At 57.4% G+C, this 23,027-nt stretch carries 17 protein-coding genes, 2 tRNA genes and 2 pseudogenes; 2 read left to right on the top strand and 19 right to left on the bottom strand.

Annotation, left to right across the window (positions count from 1 at the left end):
- Positions 1-332: 332 nt before the first annotated feature.
- The 9 genes from OYW20_RS03370 to rnr all read right to left on the bottom strand — a co-directional run bounded on the left by OYW20_RS03370 (position 333) and on the right by rnr (position 10,713).
- Positions 333-653 carry a hypothetical protein gene (locus OYW20_RS03370; RefSeq protein WP_268799324.1) on the bottom strand — a complete coding sequence of 107 codons (321 nt, stop codon included), beginning with the start codon at positions 651-653 and terminating at the stop codon, positions 333-335.
- A 290-nt stretch (positions 654-943) separates the two neighbouring features.
- Positions 944-3,247 carry a YgiQ family radical SAM protein gene (locus OYW20_RS03365; protein ID WP_268799323.1) on the bottom strand — a complete coding sequence of 768 codons (2,304 nt, stop codon included), beginning with the start codon at positions 3,245-3,247 and terminating at the stop codon, positions 944-946.
- Positions 3,248-3,457: 210 nt separating this feature from the next.
- The gene (gene dnaB, locus OYW20_RS03360) at positions 3,458-4,852 is read right to left on the bottom strand and encodes a replicative DNA helicase (RefSeq protein WP_268799322.1); all 1,395 of its coding nucleotides are present in this window, start codon (positions 4,850-4,852) and stop codon (positions 3,458-3,460) included.
- A 148-nt stretch (positions 4,853-5,000) separates the two neighbouring features.
- Complete coding sequence (rplI, locus tag OYW20_RS03355; RefSeq protein ID WP_268799321.1) at positions 5,001-5,447, bottom strand: 50S ribosomal protein L9; 447 nt, start codon at positions 5,445-5,447, stop codon at positions 5,001-5,003.
- 20 nt (positions 5,448-5,467) lie between these two features.
- Positions 5,468-6,364, bottom strand: coding sequence for a YybS family protein (locus tag OYW20_RS03350; protein ID WP_268799320.1), 897 nt, complete (start codon positions 6,362-6,364; stop codon positions 5,468-5,470).
- Positions 6,365-6,401: 37 nt separating this feature from the next.
- Positions 6,402-6,632: a 30S ribosomal protein S18 gene (gene rpsR, locus OYW20_RS03345; RefSeq protein ID WP_037015707.1), complete on the bottom strand. Its 231-nt coding sequence runs from the start codon at positions 6,630-6,632 to the stop codon at positions 6,402-6,404.
- Between the two features lie 28 nt (positions 6,633-6,660).
- Positions 6,661-7,086 carry a 30S ribosomal protein S6 gene (gene rpsF, locus OYW20_RS03340; protein WP_122851041.1) on the bottom strand — a complete coding sequence of 142 codons (426 nt, stop codon included), beginning with the start codon at positions 7,084-7,086 and terminating at the stop codon, positions 6,661-6,663.
- 238 nt (positions 7,087-7,324) lie between these two features.
- Positions 7,325-8,083, bottom strand: a complete 759-nt coding sequence (gene rlmB / locus OYW20_RS03335; RefSeq protein ID WP_268799319.1) for a 23S rRNA (guanosine(2251)-2'-O)-methyltransferase RlmB — start codon at positions 8,081-8,083, stop codon at positions 7,325-7,327.
- A complete protein-coding gene (gene rnr / locus OYW20_RS03330) occupies positions 8,080-10,713 on the bottom strand; it encodes a ribonuclease R (protein ID WP_268799318.1) in 2,634 nt (877 codons plus the stop codon). Before rnr ends, rlmB begins: the two co-directional genes overlap by 4 nt.
- 215 nt (positions 10,714-10,928) lie before the next feature.
- Here rnr and OYW20_RS03325 point away from each other — a divergent pair.
- A tRNA-Leu gene (locus tag OYW20_RS03325) sits at positions 10,929-11,015 on the top strand.
- A 210-nt stretch (positions 11,016-11,225) separates the two neighbouring features.
- Positions 11,226-11,312: transfer RNA gene (locus tag OYW20_RS03320), tRNA-Leu, on the top strand.
- A 69-nt stretch (positions 11,313-11,381) separates the two neighbouring features.
- On the opposite strand, the pseudogene OYW20_RS26080 reads toward OYW20_RS03320, so the two are convergent.
- From OYW20_RS26080 to mutL, 10 genes and pseudogenes are all read right to left on the bottom strand, one after another.
- Positions 11,382-11,897: pseudogene (locus OYW20_RS26080) on the bottom strand (methyl-accepting chemotaxis protein); the annotation flags it as partial.
- 390 nt (positions 11,898-12,287) lie between these two features.
- Positions 12,288-12,500, bottom strand: a pseudogene (locus OYW20_RS26075) (methyl-accepting chemotaxis protein); the annotation flags it as partial.
- Positions 12,501-13,466: 966 nt separating this feature from the next.
- Complete coding sequence (locus tag OYW20_RS03310) at positions 13,467-14,759, bottom strand: adenylosuccinate synthase (RefSeq protein ID WP_268799316.1); 1,293 nt, start codon at positions 14,757-14,759, stop codon at positions 13,467-13,469.
- Positions 14,760-14,813: 54 nt separating this feature from the next.
- The gene (locus OYW20_RS03305) at positions 14,814-16,001 is read right to left on the bottom strand and encodes an ATP phosphoribosyltransferase regulatory subunit (RefSeq protein WP_268799315.1); all 1,188 of its coding nucleotides are present in this window, start codon (positions 15,999-16,001) and stop codon (positions 14,814-14,816) included.
- Positions 16,002-16,300: 299 nt separating this feature from the next.
- Entirely contained in the window at positions 16,301-17,170 is an 870-nt protein-coding gene (gene hflC, locus OYW20_RS03300; RefSeq protein WP_268799314.1) for a protease modulator HflC, read from the bottom strand.
- The gene (gene hflK, locus OYW20_RS03295) at positions 17,170-18,342 is read right to left on the bottom strand and encodes an FtsH protease activity modulator HflK (RefSeq protein ID WP_268799313.1); all 1,173 of its coding nucleotides are present in this window, start codon (positions 18,340-18,342) and stop codon (positions 17,170-17,172) included. The genes hflC and hflK overlap by 1 nt, the downstream gene beginning before the upstream one ends.
- 96 nt (positions 18,343-18,438) lie before the next feature.
- Positions 18,439-19,740 carry a ribosome rescue GTPase HflX gene (hflX, locus tag OYW20_RS03290; protein WP_268799312.1) on the bottom strand — a complete coding sequence of 434 codons (1,302 nt, stop codon included), beginning with the start codon at positions 19,738-19,740 and terminating at the stop codon, positions 18,439-18,441.
- Between the two features lie 12 nt (positions 19,741-19,752).
- Positions 19,753-20,013, bottom strand: a complete 261-nt coding sequence (hfq, locus tag OYW20_RS03285) for an RNA chaperone Hfq (RefSeq protein ID WP_268799311.1) — start codon at positions 20,011-20,013, stop codon at positions 19,753-19,755.
- Between the two features lie 89 nt (positions 20,014-20,102).
- Positions 20,103-21,074, bottom strand: a complete 972-nt coding sequence (gene miaA / locus OYW20_RS03280) for a tRNA (adenosine(37)-N6)-dimethylallyltransferase MiaA (RefSeq protein ID WP_268799310.1) — start codon at positions 21,072-21,074, stop codon at positions 20,103-20,105.
- A complete protein-coding gene (gene mutL / locus OYW20_RS03275; protein WP_268801029.1) occupies positions 21,074-23,017 on the bottom strand; it encodes a DNA mismatch repair endonuclease MutL in 1,944 nt (647 codons plus the stop codon). The genes miaA and mutL overlap by 1 nt, the downstream gene beginning before the upstream one ends.
- Positions 23,018-23,027: the final 10 nt, after the last annotated feature.

Genomic DNA, 23,027 nt, shown 5'->3' with positions numbered 1-23,027 from the left:
AAAAATAGCCAAAACGTAGATGAACGGAGGTGGCGACCCTCCGACTGTCGACAGGGAAACGAGAAGACACAGCGTAAACATACCGACCAACCCCCACACCCATGCGGGACGGCCCCTCGATAGCATCACACTGAAGAACGCTTGAAAGACTGCACCCGCAATAGATATGCCCATACCCCATTGGAACATCAGTGACACATCCGTGCCCCGGAAGTATGAAAACATCAAAGACAAAAGCGTGAGCGCGCAAGAGGATATGCCCAGATAAATCGCGGTCATAAAAATCGAAAAGTATTTTTCTCGAAATTCGAGGTAACCCGCAAAACCTAGCATTATTGATGCTCCCCGTAGATACCAATTGCCAAGGCGTGCAGGTTGCCGGAGAGCGCGCTTCCCGCAATGGTCAAAGCAGAAGCAATTAAGTCTTTTATTTGATTAACAGCTTGCTGGCGGATCTGGAAATTCGTATAGCGACGGGGCAACTTGCCAGAACTCTTAATAGACCGGTGTAGCTCTACTGCCAGCTTAAGCCGTTCCTGACGAGACAACCCTCTAAGTATTTCAGTAAACGTTTTACGAGTGGCCGCGTTTGTAGCCATTACGAAACGAGCTGTCACCAGCGCTGAAGCGCCACGAAGCTGACTAGACCTCATCTTCCTTCCCCATCCTTTTTGGATCGAGCAAGAATAGGCAGTCGCACATCATGCTGATATAGGAAATATTTAGCTATTATGTAGGATAAATCCAGTTCTTCCGTACTGTCTTGCTATCAACCACGGGCTAAGACGTCGGGGGCTGCTCAGAGAGAAAACCTCGCACAAGTGACGGTAAAGTCAAAGTTGAGTTGCCTAGACTTAAGCCGCCACAAGACATTCCCGAAAAGCATCATTATGAAAAAAAACGCCAACTCGAAAGTTGGCGTTCTCATATATTGCGTGACGCGTTAACGCGGGAAGACCGGCTTGCGGGGTGGCTTGCCGTTTGGCTTGCCGCCTTTTGCCGCGTCCATGCGCTCTTTGGCCGCTTGCTTGTTGCGGGCCATGGCCGCCGCTTTGGCTTCTTCGCGCTTGTCCCAAGGCTTGCTGCCATCGCTGGCACGTGGAGGCAGGCCGGTGTGCTGGGTTTGAATCAGCGTCGTTTTGCCCACTTTATGGCTGCCGGACGGCGTCGAGTTCTTGCGACGTGCGCTCTGGTAGCTGTCGGTTTCGGGCTGATGCAACGGGATCAGTTGATTCTTGCCGGGACCGATCAAGTCGGCACGGCCCATACGCTGGAGCGCTTCACGCAGCATCGGCCAGCCTTTGGGGTCGTGATAACGCAGGAACGCCTTGTGCAGACGACGCTGATCTTCACTCTTTACGATGGTGACCGAGTCGCTCTTGTACGTCACTTTGCGCAACGGGTTCTTGCCGGAGTGGTACATGGCGGTCGCAGTCGCCATTGGCGACGGATAGAACGCCTGAACCTGATCGGCACGGAAGCCGTTGCCCTTGAGCCACAGCGCGAGGTTCATCATGTCCTCGTCGGTAGTGCCCGGGTGCGCCGCAATGAAGTAAGGAATCAGGTACTGCTCTTTGCCCGCTTCCTTGGTGTACTTCTCGAACATGCGCTTGAACTTGTCATAGCTGCCAATGCCCGGCTTCATCATCTGATTGAGCGGACCTTCCTCGGTGTGTTCCGGGGCGATCTTCAAGTAACCACCGACGTGGTGCGTCACCAGCTCTTTCACGTATTCCGGGGACTCGACGGCGAGGTCGTATCGCAGGCCGGAGGCAATTAGGATCTTCTTCACACCCGGCAATGCACGGGCGCTGCGGTAAAGCTGGATCAGCGACGAGTGATCGGTATTCAGGTTAGGGCAAATACCCGGGAACACGCACGAAGGCTTGCGGCACGCGGATTCGATTTCCGGGCTCTTGCAGGCGATGCGGTACATGTTAGCGGTCGGGCCGCCAAGGTCGGAAATGACGCCCGTGAAGCCTGGCACCTTGTCGCGGATCTCTTCGATCTCGCGGATGATCGACTCTTCAGAACGGTTCTGGATGATCCGGCCTTCATGCTCGGTGATTGAACAGAAGGTGCAGCCACCAAAACAGCCGCGCATGATATTCACCGAGAAACGGATCATGTCGTAGGCCGGGATCTTCTCCTTGCCATACACGGGGTGCGGAACACGCGCGTAAGGCATGCCAAACACGTAGTCCATTTCTTCGGTGGTCATGGGAATTGGCGGCGGGTTGAACCAGACGTCGACCTCTCCATGCTTTTGCACCAGCGCGCGGGCATTGCCCGGGTTGGTTTCCAGGTGCAGAACCCGGTTGGCATGGGCATAGAGGACGGAGTCGTTGCGTACTTTCTCCATGGACGGCAAGCGGATGACGGTCTTGTCGCGGGTCATGCGCGGGCTGGCCAGAAGCTGCACGACCTTGGCTTCGTTCGGATCCTCGATCGGACCTTTGTCCTGCTCAATGGCGCAGGCTTCAGTGTCCTGAGTGTTGACGTACGGGTTGATGATCTTGTCGACCTTGCCCGGACGGTCAATACGCGTGGAGTCCACTTCGTACCAGCCCTGCGGCGTGTCGCGCCGGATGAAGGCGGTGCCGCGCACGTCAGTGATGTCTTCGATCTTGTGACCGTAGGACAGGCGCTGCGCAACTTCGACGATGGCGCGCTCGGCGTTGCCGTACAGCAGAATATCGGCGCAGGCGTCAATCAGGATTGAGTTGCGGACCTTGTCCTGCCAGTAATCGTAATGGGCGATACGGCGCAACGAGGCTTCGATGCCGCCCAATACGATTGGTACGTGCTTGTAGGCTTCCTTGCAGCGCTGGCTGTAAACCAGGCTCGCGCGGTCCGGACGCTTGCCGGCCATGCCGCCTGGCGTGTAGGCGTCATCGGAACGGATCTTTTTGTCGGCGGTGTAGCGGTTGATCATCGAATCCATGTTCCCGGCCGCGACGCCGAAAAACAGATTCGGCTCGCCGAGCTTCATGAAATCGTCTTTCGACTGCCAGTTTGGCTGAGCGATGATCCCGACGCGGAAGCCTTGCGACTCCAGCAGCCGGCCAATGATCGCCATGCCGAACGAGGGGTGATCCACGTAGGCGTCGCCTGTGACAATGATGATGTCGCAGGAATCCCAGCCAAGTTGATCCATTTCTTCCCGGCTCATCGGCAGGAAAGGCGCTGGCCCGAAACATTCGGCCCAGTACTTCGGATAATCAAATAACGGCTTGGCTGCTTGCATGTCAAAACCTACGTGTGTGCACGTTGGAAAAATCGCGGGCGCGGAATATAGCACAAACTTTGATCAAGTCCGACGACGGTGGTCGGAAATTGATGCCACACACTCCCCCCTGAAGGAGCGAACTTGTTCGCGAGACGAAATTTCATCTGATGCCCTTGCATTGCCTGGCAAAGCGTCTCGCCAACAAGTTGGCTACAGGTACGCCATGCCTTACTCGTCGTCGAAGTTGTAACTGCCCGGCGCGAGGTTTTCGAAACGCGTGTACTTGCCGATAAAGGCCAGCCGCGCGGTTCCGATCGGGCCGTTACGCTGCTTGCCGATGATGATTTCCGCGATGCCCTTGTGCTCGGTTTCGGGGTGATACACCTCATCCCGATACACGAACATGATGACGTCGGCATCCTGCTCGATCGCTCCGGATTCCCGCAAGTCGGAGTTGATAGGACGCTTGTTGGGTCGCTGCTCGAGAGAACGGTTGAGCTGCGACAGTGCTACGACCGGGCAATTGAATTCCTTGGCCAAGGCTTTGAGCGAGCGAGAAATTTCGGAAATCTCGTTCGTCCGGTTATCACCGCCAGAACCCGGGATCTGCATCAACTGCAGGTAGTCGATCATGATCAGCCCGATCTCGCCGTGCTCGCGAACCAGGCGCCGTGTACGCGCGCGCATCTCGGAAGGGCTGATACCTGCGGTGTCGTCGATGAACAGCTTGCGGTCGTTGAGTAGATTGACCGCCGATGTCAGGCGCGGCCAGTCGTCGTCTTCAAGCCGGCCGGCACGCACTTTGGTCTGGTCGATACGCCCGAGTGACGAAAGCATACGCATGATCAGCGATTCGCCTGGCATCTCCAGCGAGTAGACCAGCACCGCCTTGTCGCTGCGCAGCACCGCGTTTTCCACCAGGTTCATGGCAAACGTGGTTTTACCCATCGATGGACGACCGGCAACAATGATCAGGTCCGACGGCTGCAAGCCACTGGTCATGCCGTCGAGGTCGGTGTAGCCGGTGGAGAGCCCCGTGATCGCGTTATCGGTGTTGAAGAGCGTGTCGATACGATCAATGGCTTTGGTCAGCAGGTCGTTTACGCTGACCGGACCGCCGGTCTTGGGACGCGCTTCGGCGATCTGGAAAATCTGACGCTCGGCTTCATCAAGAATCTCCGCGCCCGACCGGCCTTCCGGATTGAACGCGCTGTCGGCAATTTCCGCACTGATGCCGATCAGTTGCCGTAAGGTCGCCCGCTCACGAACGATCTGCGCATAGGCCTTGATGTTGGCGACCGAGGGGATGTTTCTCGCCAGCTCACTGAGATAACCAAGACCACCTACCTGAGAGGTCTGGCCTTCTTTATCCAATTGCTCAGCGAGCGTCACTACGTCGATTGGACTGTTCTGGTCAGCCAGCTTGGCAATGGCGCGAAAAATCAAACGGTGGTCATGCCGATAGAAATCGCCATCCGACACTTGATCCAACACGCGTTCCCAGGCGTTGTTGTCCAGCATCAAACCACCGAGCACGGCCTGTTCGGCCTCGATGGAATGCGGCGGCACCTTCAGGGCGGCAGTTTGCAGATCATATTGCTCAGGGGCGGAAATATCGTTCATGGCCACACAGAATCAGGGATTTAAAATCAGGATACGCAGAAAGACAAAAGGCACGACCTGAAAACAGGATCGTGCCCGATGTTAACCGCCTGACGCGCAAGTCGCCAGACGATTGGATTCCCGCACAAACGTACGGAAATCAAACTGCTTAAGCAGCCACCACAATAACGCGGACGGTAGCTTCAACATCGCTGTGCAGGTGCACAGCAACGTCGAATTCGCCGACGTTACGGATGGTGCCGTTCGGCAGACGAACTTCGCTTTTGGCAACTTCAACGCCAGAGGCGGTGAGTGCATCAGCGATGTCGTGAGTACCGATCGAACCGAACAGCTTGCCTTCGTCACCGGCAGTGGCAGTGATAGTCACTTCCAGCTCAGCCAGTTGGGCAGCGCGAGTTTCGGCCGAAGCTTTTTTGTCTGCAGCGGCTTTTTCAAGCTCGGCGCGACGCTCTTCGAAAGCAGCCAGGTTGGCAGCAGTCGCAGCGGTCGCTTTGCCGAATGGCAGCAGGTAGTTACGACCGTAACCGGCCTTAACGTTAACTTTATCGCCCAGGTTGCCCAGGTTGGCGATTTTTTCCAGCAGGATCAGTTCCATTTGGTAATAACCTCTTAACTTTAACCTTCACCGTTCGCAGAACCGTTATCGGCATCTTTCGACGCCAGACGGCCGCGAAAATCAATCAGGCTGTCGACAATGGCAAACACCACCAGCAACGGATAGATCAGCTGCATGAACAGCAACAACGTTACGTACAACCCAACCAGCCAGAACCGGGTCAAGCGCTTCACAGCGACCATCCCGTGAACTAGAGCCAGCCCTGCGAATACCAGCGGTACGCTGCAAAGCGGTGTCAACATCGCCAGTTGCGGGCCAAAATTCGGCCCCACCAGCATGCACACCAACAGCACCAGCATCGGCACCCGCGGGAGTCTCAGGCTGCGAAATTCGCGCCCGAAACCGCCTGGGTTGTACAGCAACGCCTGCCAGTAACGCCCCAGAATCAGGCACAACACGCTGACGATTTGCAACAAAGCCGCTATCAGGCCAATCAGGACCGGTGCAATCAGTGCCCCGAGGCGCGCTCGCTCATCTACCGACATCTGTTGGTAGATCTCACCCAAAACCTGGGGCAGAAGTTTTTGCAACTCCAGCGCCATGGCTTCGATGGGTTCGCGAAACACCGCTCCCAGAATCACTGCGTACAACAATCCAACCGCCACGCTGACCAGCAGCACGCGGACCCAGGACTCGCTGGCGCGCAGAACCGCAGCCAACCCGAGCGAACCAAGCAACACCATTAGCGTGCGAGGTTCACCGAAATACCACCAAACCAAGGCCGGCAGCAGAGCCCAGGCGAGAACGCCAACGGCGTCACTCAGCCCGCGCCGCAGAAGCACAAGGCAACCTGCGGCAGCACTTACCCAAAACAACAGCGGCAACGCCGCACATCCAACCATCACGAGGATGGCCTGCATGCGGCCGCGCATGATGAAGTCAGCCAACGCGCGCATGCGATCTATCCCTTACTGCTTTGTCGACTACCTGGTCTCAGCGGCCGTGGCTGTCGGTGTAGGCCAGCAGGGCCAGGAAGCGGGCGCGCTTGATAGCGGTAGCCAGCTGACGCTGATAACGAGCTTTGGTACCAGTAATACGGCTTGGAACGATCTTGCCGGTTTCAGATACATAAGCTTTCAGAGTGTTGAGATCTTTGTAATCGATCTCCTTCACGTTTTCAGCTGTGAAGCGGCAGAATTTACGACGACGGAAGAAACGTGCCATGTAATGGGCTCCTCAAAAGGTCCGTGGATTACTCGTCAGCGTTATCGCTGTTGTCGCTGTTGTCGCCGTCATCGCCATCGGCGCTGTCGGAGTGCTCAGGACGGTCGCGACGCTCACGGCGCTCACTGCGGTTTTCTTCAGCCTTGAGCATTTCGGACTGGCCAGTAACGGCTTCATCGCGACGGATCACAAGGTTACGGATCACAGCATCGTTGTAACGGAAGTTGTCTTCCAGCTCGGCCAGGGCCTTGCCAGTGCATTCAACGTTCAGCATCACGTAGTGAGCCTTGTGAACATTGTTGATTGCATAGGCCAGTTGACGACGGCCCCAATCTTCCAGACGGTGGATCTTGCCGCCGTCTTCTTCGATCAGCTTGGTGTAACGCTCTACCATGCCGCCGACTTGCTCGCTCTGGTCCGGGTGAACCAGAAAGATGATTTCGTAATGACGCATGAATGCTCCTTACGGGTTGTAGCCTGCCGCCAAAAGCGGTCAGACAAGGAGTGAATAACACTGGTTTGTCTTGCACAGTGTCAGGCACATAAGTACCTGCCATCACAGCAAGGGGCGCGATTGTAGAGAACGGTCTTGAGGGAAGCAAGGCAATTGGTGAATATTTGTACAATGGAAGCTACAAGCTACAAGCTAAGCATGGGCCGCTTCTAGCTTGAGGCTTGTAGCTCGCCGCTTGTTACTTCCGCGAAGCGGTGGCCTTCACGCTGCGCTGACGCAGGGCCTCGAACAGGCAGACGCCTGTCGCCACAGACACGTTCAGGCTGCTGACGCTACCTGCCATTGGCAAGCGCACCAGGTAATCACAGTGCTCGCGCGTCAAACGCCGCATGCCCTTGCCTTCCGCACCCATGATCAGAATCGTCGGCCCCGTGAGGTCCTGCTGATACAACTCTTGCTCAGCCTCCCCCGCAGTACCGACGACCCACAGACCGCGCTGCTGAAGTTTTTCCAGGGTGCGCGCAAGATTGGTGACCGCCACCAGCGGAATCACCTCCGCCGCGCCGCATGCCACTTTGCGCACGGTCGGGGTCAACGTTGCAGACTTGTCCTTGGGCACAATCACGGCCAGCGCACCTGCAGCATCGGCAGTACGCAGGCAAGCGCCAAGATTGTGAGGATCGGTCACACCATCCAGCACCAAAAGCAAAGGAGCACCTTCGGTGCGATCCAGCAGCTCGTCGAGCATTGCCTCGCCCCAAACCTGGCTCGGGCTCACTTCAGCGACAACACCCTGGTGAACGCCCTCGACCCATACGTCCATTTCGCGGCGCTCGGCCTGGCCGATGGACACCTTGTTCTGGGTGGCTAACTCGACCAACACTTGAACACGAGGGTCGTTGCGCCCTTCAGCAAGCCAGACCTGTTTGACCCGCTTAGGGTGGTGACGCAATAGCGCTTCTACGGAATGAACGCCGTAGATTTTTTCCAGACTCATGACTTGGCCTTAGGTTTACGCGCCCCGCCACTGCTGGCCGTTGGAGCGGAGCCCGTTTTCGACGAGCCCTTACGATGTTTGCTGGTTTTGCCGGTGGCAGGCGAGTCCGTGCCCGCACTACTCGACTTTCCCGACGACGCCTTGCTACCGCCCTTCGCTTCTGCCAGCAGAGCTTTCTTCAACTCCCGGCTTTTACGAACTTCTGCGTTCTTTGCCGCTGCATCACTTGGCCGATAGGCCTCGGTTGCAGCAGGCGCCTTGGCCTTGGACGAAGTGTTGCGGCGCGCGTTTTTAGCAGGCGCTGCAGTTTTCTCCGCTTCAGCGGGCGTAGCAGTTGGCTCGGATGTACGACGCTTGCGGCCGACGGGAGCACTCGTGGTTTTTTCCGACATCTCGAAGTCAATCTTGCGCTCATCCAGGTCAACGCGCATGACGCGGACCTCGACAGTGTCTCCCAAGCGGAAACTGCGACCGGTACGCTCGCCTGCCAGACGGTGATGAACCGGGTCGAAATGATAGTAATCGCCAGGCAGTGCCGTAACGTGAACCAACCCTTCGACATAGATATCAGTCAGCTCTACGAACAGACCAAAACCAGTGACCGCGGTGATCACACCTGGGAAAGACTCACCGACGCGATCTTTCATGAACTCGCACTTGAGCCAGTTGACCACGTCGCGCGTGGCCTCATCGGCCCGACGCTCACTCATGGAGCACTGCTCGCCCAACTGCTCGAGCGCTGCTTCGTTGTACGGATAAATGCGCGCCTTCGGAATCATGGTCGCGCCAGCCCGGCGAACGTGCGGCGTGTCTTGCTTGGAGCGGATCACGCTACGGATCGCACGATGCGTGAGCAGGTCCGGGTAGCGACGGATAGGCGAAGTAAAGTGCGTATACGCCTCGTAATTCAGCCCGAAGTGGCCTTGATTATCCGAGCTGTAAACCGCCTGACTCAAAGAGCGCAGCATGACGGTCTGAATCAGATGGAAATCCGGGCGATCCTTGATGGTTTCAAGAAGCGCCTGATAATCCTTCGGTGATGGACCGTCCTTGCCTTTGTGCAAGGACAAACCCAGCTCGCCGAGAAACCCACGAAGTTTCTCCAGACGCTCTGGCGGCGGGCCATCGTGAACGCGATAGAGCGCAGGAATCTCATGCTTCTTGAGGAACTCGGCCGTGGCGACGTTCGCCGCCAGCATGCATTCCTCGATCAGCTTGTGAGCATCGTTGCGTGTGGTGGGACGGATTTCAGCAATTTTGCGCTCGGTGCCGAAGATGATTCGGGTTTCCTGCGTTTCAAAATCGATCGCACCCCGCGTGTGACGTGCGCCCAGCAGCACCTTGTAGAGCGCATAAAGCTGCTTCAGGTCCGGCACGACATCGCCGTACTCACCACGAAGCTGCTTGGCTTCAGCCGTTTTCGAATGCTCAAGAATCGTGCTGACCTTGTTGTAGGTCAGGCGCGCATGGGAATGAATAACCGCTTCGTAGAACACGTAATCAGTCATTTCGCCGGTTTTGGAGATGGTCATCTCACACACCATGGCCAGACGATCAACGTGAGGGTTCAGCGAGCAAAGGCCGTTGGACAATTGCTCCGGCAGCATCGGAATGACGCGCTCAGGGAAATAGACGGAGTTGCCCCGCACCTGGGATTCGGTGTCCAGAGCAGAACCGAGCTTCACATAACTGGAGACGTCAGCGATCGCGACGTAAAGCTTCCAGCCACCCGAGAACAGGCGCAACTTGCCTGGCTTGGCTTCGCAATAAACCGCATCGTCGAAGTCGCGAGCATCTTCGCCGTCAATGGTGACGAAAGGCAGGTGCCGCAGATCGACGCGGTTTTCCTTGTCCTTGTCTTCCACTTCGGGCTTGAGCTTGGCGGCTTCTTTAAGCACGGCCTCAGGCCATACGTGCGGGATATCATAGGTGCGTAACGCAACATCGATTTCCATGCCGGGCGCCATGTAATTGCCCACCACTTCAACCACGTCGCCTTGCGGCTGGAAGCGCGGCGTTGGCCAGTGGGTGATTTTCACCTCGACGAACTGGCCGATCTTGGCGCTGTTGTTGCGGCCCGGAGTCACCAGCACTTCCTGCTGGATTTTCGGGTTATCCGGAATGACGAAGCCGATGCCGCTTTCTTCGAAGTAACGTCCGACCACTGTTTCGTGGGCGCGGGAGATCACTTCAACGATCACGCCTTCACGACGGCCACGGCGGTCAAGGCCGGAAACGCGTGCGAGCGCCCGGTCGCCGTCGAACACCAGACGCATCTGAGCCGGGCTCATGAAGAGATCATCAGAGCCGTCATCGGGAATGAGGAAGCCAAAGCCGTCACGATGACCACTGATGCGACCGAGGATCAAGTCAAGCTTGTCCACAGGTGCGTAGGTCCCGCGACGGGTGTAGATCAATTGCGCATCACGCTCCATGGCGCGGAGGCGACGACGCAAGGCCTCGAACTGATCTTCAGTCGTCAAGCCAAACTCTTCGACTAGCTGCTCGCGACTGGCCGGCGACCCGCGCTCGGCAAGATGCTGCAGAATCAGCTCACGGCTGGGAATAGGGTTTTCGTATTTTTCCGCTTCACGAGCGGCCTCGGGATCGAGGGACTGCCAATCGGCCATTAGAATGAGTTCACCTTATCTGTATGCATTTAGTTTGGCATATACCCGATTGAAACGCGAAGACACCATTTGCTGGGTGTTATCGCTATTTCAAAAATATTTTATAACGAGGGGCTTTACAGCCTTGCAACTCATCCGTAAGATGCGCCCCACAACGACGGCACTGCCACGTTGTAGTTGAAATCGAAAGATTAGTCTATTGAAATCAACGACTTGCCCAGATGGTGAAATTGGTAGACACGCCAGCTTCAGGTGCTGGTGACCGCAAGGTCGTGGAAGTTCGAGTCTTCTTCTGGGCACCAATTCAAACAAAACCGAGCCTCGTGCTCGGTTTTGTGTTTTCTGGCATCTGACTTTTAGGTTCTACCGTATTGCCAACAAAGCTCGGCCAAGCGTAGAACAGCCCGCCCTTCTTTGCCTGGCTTATCGGCGAAATAAACACAACGGGATTGGCTCAGGCGCGCTAAATTTCTGTTGCAATGCCTCGATAAATCTAATTAAATCAGCGCATTGCCCAGATGGTGAAATTGGTAGACACGCCAGCTTCAGGTGCTGGTGACCGCAAGGTCGTGGAAGTTCGAGTCTTCTTCTGGGCACCAAACCTACAAAACCGAGCCAAGTGCTCGGTTTTGTGCATTTTGAGGAATGATTTTTCCTCAGACAAAGACTCAAGCCCGGAACTGCCCCAGGCTTGCCTTGAGTTGAGCCGCCAGCTTATCCAGTGCCTTGCCGCTAGCGGTTGTCTCCACCACGGCCTGCGCCGCACGCTCAGCTTGCGCATGAATCACTTCCACACGCCCTCTCACCGCTTGCGCGCCCTGCGCCTGATGAGCGGCCGCTTGCGTCGCCAGCCCGATAGCCGCGTGAACCTGCTCCACGGACACCTGCACCGACTGCTGCAATCGAGCGCTGTCGCGCAACACGGCCAACCCCTCCTGAGCCTGGCGACCCGCCAGGCCAATCGCCGCCACTGCCTCTTTCGCCCCTGCCTGCAACGCGCCGATATGAGCCTGAATGTCTCCGGTAGAGCTTTGCGTTTTGCTTGCCAACGCACGCACCTCGTCCGCCACTACCGCAAAACCGCGACCGGTTTCACCTGCGCGGGCCGCCTCAATGGCCGCATTCAACGCCAGCAGATTGGTTTGCTCTGCAATGCCATGAATCACTTCCAGCACCACTTCAATCTGCTCGCTTTGCTTGGCCAGCTTCTCGATCACCTTAGAACCATTTTCGACCTGCCCGGCCAAAGCCTCGATCAGATTACCCACTTGAGTAGAGGTGCGAGTCGTCTCATCGGTGGCCTGCCGAATATCTACCACCTGCTTGAGCGCCGCCTGCATCGCATGACTCTCAGACTGTGCCTCGTCAGCCATTAGCGCCAACGCCTTCAGACTGGCAGCGACCTCATCGCGCTGTAACTCCGCGGCGGCACTCGCTCCCGCATTGCGCTTGCTAAGCGCACCGATTTCCACACCGGTTTGCTGTGCAACATCGCCCGCCTCGCGAACGATAGGTTGAAGCTTGTCGACGAAACGATTGACCGCTGCCGCCATGTCGCCGATTTCATCATTGCTATTGAGATTGACGCGCTTGGTCAAATCACCTTCACCAGCCGCCAGATCGTTCAACGCATTGATCAGCAGGTGAAGCTTATTGACCACCCGACGACCCAACACAATCGCCAGCACCAACAACACGCCCAGACCGACAAGCACCAGGCCAAGACCGATACGCCAGCGCAAGGTTTCGGCCGCCTCCTGAACGGTAGCGGTGGTATTACTCGCCATCGCCGACGCGGCCGTTTGCGCGGACTGGAGGCGCGAGCGCAATGCTGCAGAACTTTCAGCGGCAGGCCCTGCCAGGCTGTCGGTGACCAACTGCTCACCGTTGCCGATCAATGCGGTGAATCGCTTATCCAGCGCCAGCAGATTTTCTTCAACTGTGGCTGTGGAAACCCCCATGCGGACTTTCCCGATCTCTACGCCGTTAGGGCTGATGGAGGCTTCCACGTAGTAAACCGATGGGTCGTTTCTGGCTGCGTTGAGCACCTTATCCATGGCCCGATCACCTTCACCCTTGGCGAGCAGGGTCTTGATCGACTCATTGTCCCGGTTCAAATAACGCGTCAGATGCTCGCCCTGAGCATCGTCGTACACCACAAACAATACGTTGGGATTGCGCTGGGCACGTCGTGCGAATTCGGAAAGCGTTGGTGTGTCGCCGTCCCACATGGCTCGCGGTGCCACGGCGGCGAGCAACTCTGCCATGTCGGTCGCCGAATCTTTGAGATCCTTCTCAAGCGTCGCGCGCAACTGGGCCTGCTCGTCTTTCAGCCGGGCGGCCAGCCCGACACTAAGGCGCTGACGAGTGTTTTGCGAAAGGCCGTTCAGGCTTGCGGTCACGTCGGTGCTTGCCTGCTCAAGCTCTGCGGACAAGTGTTGCGAATCTACCCCAAGGCGGGTATCCAGATCCGCTTCCAGCGCAGTTACCGTGCTCCGCGTCAGGGCGACGGCAACCAGAACCTGCACCAAAAGGGCTATGCCAAGAGCAATGAACACGGGCCGTAGCAAGCGGCTGCGCACAAGAGACAGGACGGCTGACACAGGCGATTCCCCCACAACAAACGCCAGCAAAATGGCGGCATCTTTTCTGACGGTTTTTACAGCAAGGGCCGTGCCGTTCCGTTGAATGGGATGAAGGGGGCAAAACAAAGGGCCGCCGAAGCGACCCTTTGTTTTTATTTCAACTACTTATCATGCGAACGGGTGACGCAGAACGATGGTCTCGTTGCGATCCGGGCCCGTCGAGATAATGTCGATCGGCGCACCGACCAACTCTTCCAGACGCTTGATGTATCCACGCGCGTTGGCAGGCAGCTCTTCGAGGGTCTTTGCGCCCAGGGTGGACTCAGACCAGCCCGGCACTTGCTCGTACACAGGCTCAAGGCCGATGTAGCTGTCAGCGTCAGTCGGTGCGTCGATCACGGCACCGTTTTCGTTCTTGTAACCCACACAGATGTTGATGGTTTCAAGACCGTCGAGCACGTCCAGCTTGGTCAGGCAGATGCCCGAAATGCTGTTGATTTCGATGGCGCGACGCAGGATGACTGCGTCGAACCAGCCGCAACGGCGTGCACGGCCAGTGGTAGCACCGAACTCGTGACCACGCTTGGCCAGGAATACACCGATGTCATCGAACAGCTCAGTCGGAAACGGCCCCGAGCCCACGCGAGTGGTGTACGCCTTGGTGATGCCGAGGATGTAATCCAGGTACATCGGCCCCATCCCGGAACCGGTTGCGATGCCGCCTGCGGTAGTGTTCGAGCTGGTCACGTAAGGATAGGTGCCGTGGTCGATATCCAGCAACGAACCCTGAGCGCCTTCGAACATGATGTCTTTGCCAGCACGACGCATGTCATGCAGCGCAGCGGTAACGTCGAGCATCATCGGCTTGAGCAGCTCGGCATATTCCATGCACTCGTCGAGCGTCTTCTGGAAGTCGATTGCAGGCTCTTTGTAATAATTGACCAACACGAAGTTGTGATAGTCGAGCAGCTCGCCCAGCTTGGCAGCGAAGCGCTCACGATGGAACAAATCAGCGATGCGCAGGCCGCGGCGCGCAACTTTGTCTTCATAGGCCGGGCCAATGCCACGACCCGTGGTGCCGATTTTGTGCTCGCCGCGGGCCTTTTCACGCGCCTGGTCCAGCGCTACGTGGTAGGACAGGATCAGCGGGCAGGACGGGCTGATTCGCAGGCGCTCGCGCACCGGAATGCCTTTATCTTCCAGCTTGGTGATTTCGCGCATCAGCGCGTCAGGAGCAACGACCACGCCGTTACCGATCAAACACTGAACGCCTTCGCGAAGAACGCCGGACGGAATCAGATGAAGAACGGTTTTTTCGCCGTCGATTACCAGTGTGTGACCCGCGTTATGGCCGCCTTGATAGCGAACTACCGCGGTAGCATGTTCGGTCAGCAGATCAACGATCTTGCCTTTGCCCTCATCACCCCATTGGGTGCCCAGGACTACGACATTCTTACCCATTTCACTTGTCCTCATTCACGCAAACTTGGTGCCGGCGGCGGCCGGCAGGAAAACTCAAGAGGCCAGCGGCATTACCTGCCAGTGCTCGCCATGCTGAATCAATTGCCGGTCACAGTCGGCTTCATACGCCGCCGAAGCCTCTTGGCCCGGCAGCGCTTGAACCACACGCTGACCTTCGCTGCGCAACTGGCAAACGGCCTGCCAGAGCGCCGCATCAGTGCTATCGGGCATCCAGATACCGCCAGACGGCAGCTCAATCTGTGCCCGCCCTAATGTCACCAGTGTTTTCAGATCGGTAGAGAAGCCCGTCGCAGGACGCGCTCTGCCGAAGTCAGCACCGATGTCATCATAACGACCGCCTTGGGAAATCGACTGACCCACGCCGGGCACGAACACCGCAAACACCACCCCAGTATGGTAGTGATAACCGCGCAACTCACCGAGATCGAAATACAGAGGCATCTGCGGGAAGCGCGCCGACAAGCGCTCAGCTATCTCCAGCAGATCATCCAGCGCATCGATCACTGGCGCAGGCGCCTTGGCCAGACGCTCACGCGCAGCAGCCAGCACTTCGCGACCACCGCACAGATCCACCAGCGCTCGAAGCATCGCAGCCATGTCATCAGGCAGATTGGCCGTCAGGGCGATCACTTCATCGATGGCCTTGCGCTGAAGGGCATCGAACAGCTTCTGCTCGACTTCTCCGGACAAACCGGCAGCTCGCGCCAGTCCCCGGTAGATCCCCACGTGACCCAGATCCATATGAACATCGGGTACGTCAGCAAGCTTCAACATAGCCAGCATCAGGCTGATGACTTCAACGTCACTGCTGGGGCTGGCGTCGCCATACAACTCGGCGCCTAGCTGGATCGGGCTGCGAGAGGAAGACAACGCGCGAGGCTGAGCATGCAGAACACTGCCTGCGTAGCACAGACGGCTAGGACCTTCGCGACGCAGCGTGTGCGCATCGATCCGCGCAACCTGCGGGGTGATGTCTGCACGAAAACCCATCTGCCGGCCCGACTGTGGGTCGACGACCTTGAAGGTGCGCAGATCCAGATCCTGACCAGCACCTGTGAGCAGGGATTCGAGGTATTCGATATGCGGGGTGACGACAAACTCATAGCCCCAGCTTTGAAACAGATCCAACACCTGACGACGCGCCACTTCTATGCGCGCAGCTTCCGGCGGCAGTACTTCTTCGATGCCATCCGGCAGCAGCCAGCGGTCAACCGTTGCCATTACGCCTTTCCCCTATCATCCGGGCGGCTACAACCCTTGGGCGAGCCTTGAGTGAAGCAGACAGTGATCAGCGAAGCGTAGTGTCCGCTGCGGGAATATCCCTGGACATCACGCATTCGAAATGCAGCTCTCACTGTCCTCGAAAAAACTGCCGCGCACGTAATACGTCACGGCCAATCAATCGTGCAGACGCAAAAAAGCCGGGAATTTCCCGGCTGCCGCATGATACACACGTTTTACCGCGCGTTCACCCCGCCAGACGGTTTTGCCGCCCGGCGGAGCTAACAATCACCCCGCCTTTATGGCTTGGATTTCTCCAGATAACGGAAGAAATCGCTGCTTGGGTCAAGCACCATAACGTCACTTTTGTTGGCGAAGCTCTCACGGTAGGCACGAAGGCTACGATAGAACGCGTAGAACTCCTGATCCTGACCGTAAGCCTTGGAGTAGATGGAAGACGCTTGTGCGTCACCATCACCACGCGCCTCTTCAGACTCACGATAGGCTTCTGCCAGCAACACGCGACGCTGACGATCGGCGTCGGCACGGATACCTTCTGCCAACTCGTTACCCTTGGCACGGTGCTCGCGCGCTTCACGCTCACGCTCGGTGCTCATACGCTCGAACACGCTGCGGTTCACTTCCTTGGGCAAGTCGATAGCCTTGACCCGAACGTCGACGACTTCGATGCCCAGTTCTTTCTCAGCCATCCTGTTCAACGAGGCGGTGATATCGGCCATCAGTGCGTCCCGCTCACCCGACACGGCTTCGTGGAGTGTGCGCTTGCCGAACTGATCGCGCAGACCGGATTCCAGACGACGCGACAGACGCTCATCTGCAATTTGCTTGAGGCCAGATGTCGCGGTGTAGAAACGCTCAGCGTCCTTCACGCGCCACTTGGCGTAGGCATCGACCATTACGGCTTTCTTTTCCAGCGTGAGGAAACGCTGGGTAGGCGCATCGAGCGTCAAAAGACGACCGTCGAACTTGCGCACCTGATTCACGTAAGGAACCTTCAGATGCAGACCGGGCGGAACATCTGCCTGGACCACACGACCGAATTGCAGCAGTACTGCGCGCTCGGTTTGAGACACGATGTACACGCTGTTCCAGGCAACAACGGCCAGTACGACACACAGAATCAGAGCGACCAGAGATTTATTGCTCATCAGCGAGTCTCCCTAGTACGCGTGTCGCGTTGCTGTTGCATGTCGGCAGCCCTTGAACCCGGATCAACCACAGTCGCGGCTGCGCCAGTTGCCGGGCCAGCACCACTGCGACCACTTTCAATCATTTTGTCCAACGGTAGATAAAGCAGGTTGTTCTGACCCTTGTCGCCGGTCACGAGTACCTTGCTGGTGTTGCTGAAGACTTCCTGCATGGTGTCCAGATACAGACGCTCACGCGTGACTTCCGGCGCCTTGCGGTACTCGGCAACCAACTTGGTAAAGCGATCAGCCTCACCCTTGGCACGCGACACGACTTCGTCGCGGTAGCCGTTGGCGTCTTCGACGATACGCTGAGCCTGACCACGCGCTTCAGGAATGACCCCGTTGGCATAGGTTTCGGCCTGGTTACGCGAACGCTGCTCGTCTTCACGGGCGCGGATCACGTCATCGAACGCTTCCTGAACTTCACGCGGCGCAGCAGCGCTTTGTACGTTGACCTGAGTCACCGTGATACCCGTGCGATAGGTGTCGAGGAACCGCTGCAGGCGCTCCTTGATTTCGCTGGCCATCAATTCACGACCTTCAGTCAGCACCTGATCCATCGCGGTCGAGCCGACGACATGGCGCAGGGCACTTTCGGTTGCATGTTGCAGGCTGACTTCAGGCTGATCGACGTTCAGCACGAAATCCTGCAGATTGGTGATCTTGTATTGCACAGTCAGCGGCACTTCGACGATGTTTTCATCTTCGGTGAGCATCTGGCCCTGCTTGCTGTACGCCCGCTCACGCGTCACGTTTTCGAGGTACTTGCGATCAAATGGCGGGAAATAAATGTTCAGACCCGGACCGACCGTTTCGTAATACTTGCCGAAGCGCAGCACGACCGCTTGCTCCTGCTCGTCGACCACATAGATAGCGTTGTAAAGCCATACCGCCAGTAGCACGACAAGACCTATACCCAGCAGACCCAGGCCGCCACCTTTACGGGAGCTGCCACCGCTGCCACCGTCTCCGGTGCGTTTCTTACCACCACCGAACAACCCATTCAGGCTTTCCTGCAGCTTTCGGAAGGCCTCGTCGAGATCTGGTGGCCCCTTGCGGTCGCCGCCCTTGCGCTTACCACCCCAAGGATCCTGATTATTCGAGTTGCCACCCGGCTCATTCCAAGCCATAGCGCTCTCCATCTGATAAAGCAAAGACGCGCCCACGGCGCGCCGACCAATGCTACAGAATGCCTGCGAAAGCGATACAACCGCTTTCTCGGGCTTTTATTGCAAAGTGTGTTGCTCGATGAATTCCAGCGGCTGCAGTCCTTCGCGACTCACCAGGCGATTGAATTCAACTCGCGGTAAACGTACGGCTAACAGGCTTGTGCCTTCTTCGTCATGCTCTTCACTCTGCACCGCACCCAATTCAAAAAATTGAGCACGCAGTCGAGCAAAACGCTGAGGCAAGCGCAAGGTGGCGATGAACAAATCGTCACCCAGCAGCTCGGATATGGCTTGCTTGAGCAAATCCAGACCACGACCATCGCGTGCAGATACCCAGACCCGTTGCGGCTTGCCGTCGGGATCACGCTGTATCTGCGGTTCGACACCCTCAAGCAAATCGAGTTTGTTATAGACCTCCAGTATCGGCAAGTCCTGAGCTCCTATCTCACCCAGCACCGCCATCACCTGCTCGATCTGCTCCATGCGGTCAGGCTCATGCGAGTCGATCACATGCAGCAAGAGGTTGGAGTTGCTCGATTCCTCAAGCGTAGCGCGAAAAGCTTCAACCAGTTTGTGCGGCAGGTGGCGGATGAATCCAACCGTATCTGCCAGCACGATGGGGCCCAGGTCTTTGAGTTCGAGACGGCGCAAGGTGGGGTCGAGAGTAGCGAACAGCTGATCGGCAGCGTAGACGTCGGAATCCGTTACCGCATTGAACAGCGTGGATTTACCGGCGTTGGTATAGCCCACCAGGGAAACCGTAGGAATGTCTGCACGCGAACGACCACGGCGAGCCTGATCACGCTGACTGCGAACCTTTTCCAATCGGCTTTTGATTTGCTTTAGACGTACGCGCAACAAACGACGGTCCGTCTCAAGCTGGGTTTCGCCAGGACCGCGCATACCGATGCCGCCCCCCTGACGCTCCAGGTGAGTCCAGCCCCTGACCAGTCGGGTACTCATGTGCTCGAGCTGTGCCAGCTCGACCTGCAATTTGCCTTCATGAGTACGCGCACGTTGCGCGAAAATATCGAGAATCAGCCCGGTACGATCAAGTACGCGACACTCGAAAACTCGCTCGAGGTTGCGTTCCTGACTGGGCGTCAGAACGTGATTGAAGATGACAATGTCGACCTTCTCAGCTTTGACATGGTCGCGTAGCTCTTCGACCTTGCCGCTGCCAATCAGGTACTTGGCCGTTGGCCGATGCCGTGGCACGTTGATAAACGCGACAGTATCGGCCCCGGCCGATAAAGCAAGTTCCCGGAACTCCTGCGGATCTTCGCGCGCCTCAGGGTCCTGACCATCCAAGTGAACGAGGATAGCCCGTTCACCACCACCGTGGCGCTCAAAGAACAAAGCAGACTCCTATCAAGCGTTACCTGGCTCAACATCACCCGCTTCGGATTCGGTTGCGCTTGGCAGACGAATTGGACGAACTGGTACGACGGTTGAGATAGCGTGTTTGTAAACCATTTGGCTGACAGTGTTTTTCAGCAAAATGACGAACTGGTCGAAAGACTCGATCGTGCCTTGCAGCTTGATACCGTTTACCAGATAGATCGAAACCCCAACCTTTTCTTTACGCAAAGTGTTCAGGTAAGGGTCTTGTAGCGAATGCCCTTTTGACATGTGCCGCACTCCTTTAAGGATCAATAGAATAATTCGGAAATTTTTGCAGGGGCCGTTACCCCCCAAGGATAGACGGCTATTGCAAGGGCTCAGCTCAATATGGAGACCGATCCCAGGTATTTCAAGGCGCGTGGCAGATTGTCGCAAGCCAGGCTGTCCAGCCAGTGTAAATCTTCCCAGCTTCGCAGCCAGGTGAACTGCCGTTTGGCTAGCTGACGTGTCGCAATGATGCCTCGTTCCTGCATCTCATCGCGGGTCAGTTTGCCGTCCAGATGTTCCCAGACCTGGCGGTACCCTACAGCTCTTATTGACGGCAGATTCGAGTGCAAGTCACCTCTCGAACGTAGCGCCACAACTTCTTCTACGAATCCTTGTTCAAGCATTTGCGTGAAACGTTGCGCGATGCGGTCATGCAATACCTTGCGATCCACCGGAGCGATCGCCAGATTTGCGACAGTATAGGGCAATTGATGACGCCCCGAAGCGGCTGCATCAGCACTTTGCGCAGTTTGTTGCTCGCGGTGAGCAGTCATGCTCATTCCGCTTACCCGATAGACCTCTAGCGCACGAGACAATCGCTGCGGATCATTGGGATGAATGCGCGCCGCCGACACCGGATCGATGGCTGCCAATTCATCGTGCAATGCCTGCCAGCCTTTGGTTGCCGCCTCTGCTTCCAGTTGCGCCCGCACACCGGGGTCCGCCGCTGGCATAGCCGCCAGGCCTTCCAATAGAGCTTTGAAATACAACATCGTGCCACCGACCAGCAACGGAATTTTTCCACGCGCCGTGATCTCGGCCATTGCCTTGAGCGCGTCACCGCGAAAATCTGCAGCGGAGTAGCTCTGGGAAGGGTCGAGGATATCAATCAAGCGATGAGGAAACTCGTCTAAAAGGGCCTTTGAAGGCTTGGCAGTCCCGATGTCCATGTCGCGATAAACCAGCGCAGAGTCAACGCTGATCAACTCGCACGGAAGCACCTTGGTCAACTCGATCGCGAGGTCGGTTTTACCAGCCGCTGTCGGCCCCATCAGAAAGATAGCTGGAGGCAACGCACTCATCAGCGACCGCGCAGAAAGAGTTTGTCGAGATCGTCCAGACCCAACTGGGTCCATGTAGGCCTGCCGTGATTGCATTGACCGCTGCGCTCGGTATTTTCCATGTCACGCAGCAGGCCGTTCATTTCGGGGATCGCCAGACGCCGGTTCGCACGGATCGCGCCGTGGCACGCCATGGTGCCGAGCAGTTCGTTCATGTGTGCCTGCACGCGATCACTGGTGCCGTACTCCATCAAATCAGCCAGCACGTCCTGCACCAGCTGGTTGGCTTCGGCCTGCTTGAGCAACGCGGGTATCTGACGAATCGCCAGGGTTTCCGGGCCGAGACGCTGCAGCTCAAAGCCCAGTTGCTGGAAGGTCGCGATGTGCTCTTCTGCACAATCGGCCTCACGCTGACTCACGGCCAGCGACTCAGGCACCAACAGTGGCTGACCGCTCAGGCCTTCGCTGGCCATGGCGATTTTTAGCCGTTCGTACATGATCCGCTCGTGAGCGGCGTGCATGTCCACCAGCACGAGCCCATGAGCGTTTTCCGCAAGAATGTAAATGCCCTTGAGCTGCGCCAACGCGTAGCCCAGAGGCGGAACGTCACCCGTCGAATCGGGAAGCGCTACCGGGTTGGCGCCAGGTAAACCGGCACTCTCACCCTGGGCGCCGGGGAGCGGCGCAAAAAACTCGCGATACGCAGCCTGCGCCTCTGCCGCTGGCAAAACAGACGACGGGCGCGGTGTGTACTGGTACTGATAACCGGCACCACTGCCCGAACCCGCAGGCCTGAGCGCAGTATCACCCTGCGGCTGTTCCAGCAGGTTGCTTGCAAGGCGCATTTCACCTTGAGGCCCAAACTCGCCGGCATCCGGACCGGTCGGCCGCACCAGCGCAGTCACAGAAGTTGTGCCCGCCAACTGATCTTCCGGACGCACGTCGCCTAACGCACGGTGCAATGTGCCATATAGAAAATCATGGACCATGCGACCATCGCGGAAGCGAACTTCGTGTTTGGTGGGGTGTACGTTAACGTCGACGACGGCCGGATCGACCTCGAAAAACAGCACGAACGTGGGATGCCGGCCGTTGAACAGAACGTCGCGGTAAGCCTGACGCACCGCGTGGGCGACCAGCTTGTCGCGCACTGCCCGGCCATTGACGAAGAAATACTGCAGGTCCGCCTGGCTGCGCGAGAACGTCGGCAGGCCCACCCACCCCCACAGTTTCAGGCCGTTACGGTCAATCTCGATTGGCAGCGCCTGCTCGAGAAACCCTGCGCCGCAGATGGCCGAAACCCTCCGTGCACGGGCAACGTCATCACGCGCCTCGTGCAGACTGAGGATGGTCTTGCCGTTGTGTCGCAGATGAAACGCCACGTCAAAACGCGCCAATGCCATGCGTTTGATGACTTCTTGCAGGTGATCGAATTCGGTTTTTTCGGCCTTGAGGAACTTGCGCCGCGCCGGCGTGTTGAAAAACAAGTCACGCACTTCAACCGACGTGCCGACCGGGTGCGCGGCGGGCTGGACGCGAGAAGCCATGTCGCGGCCTTCGGTCTCAACTTGCCAGGCTTGATCAGCGTCGCGCGTGCGAGATGTCAGCGTGAGGCGCGCGACCGAACTGATTGAGGCAAGCGCCTCTCCGCGAAAACCTAGGCTCATGACACGCTCAAGGTCTTCCAGATCACGAATCTTGCTGGTGGCGTGTCGTGCCAGCGCCAACGGCAGATCATCAGATGAAATGCCACCGCCGTCGTCACGCACGCGCAGGAGCTTGATGCCCGCTTGTTCAACATCGATATCGATACGGCGCGCACCCGAGTCAAGGCTGTTTTCCAGCAACTCCTTGATCACTGATGCCGGCCGCTCGACTACCTCACCAGCTGCAATCTGGTTAGCCAGACGCGGGCTGAGCAAGGCAATCCGGGCAACCCTGGCTTCAGGATTGTCGGAGTGCATGACCGCAGCA

This window comes from Pseudomonas sp. BSw22131 (assembly GCF_026810445.1).
In the GTDB taxonomy this organism is placed as follows: Bacteria; Pseudomonadota; Gammaproteobacteria; order Pseudomonadales; family Pseudomonadaceae; genus Aquipseudomonas; species Aquipseudomonas huanghezhanensis.
Note: the sequence above shows the minus strand (reverse complement) of the source record. Positions and strands in the feature narration are given on the sequence as shown.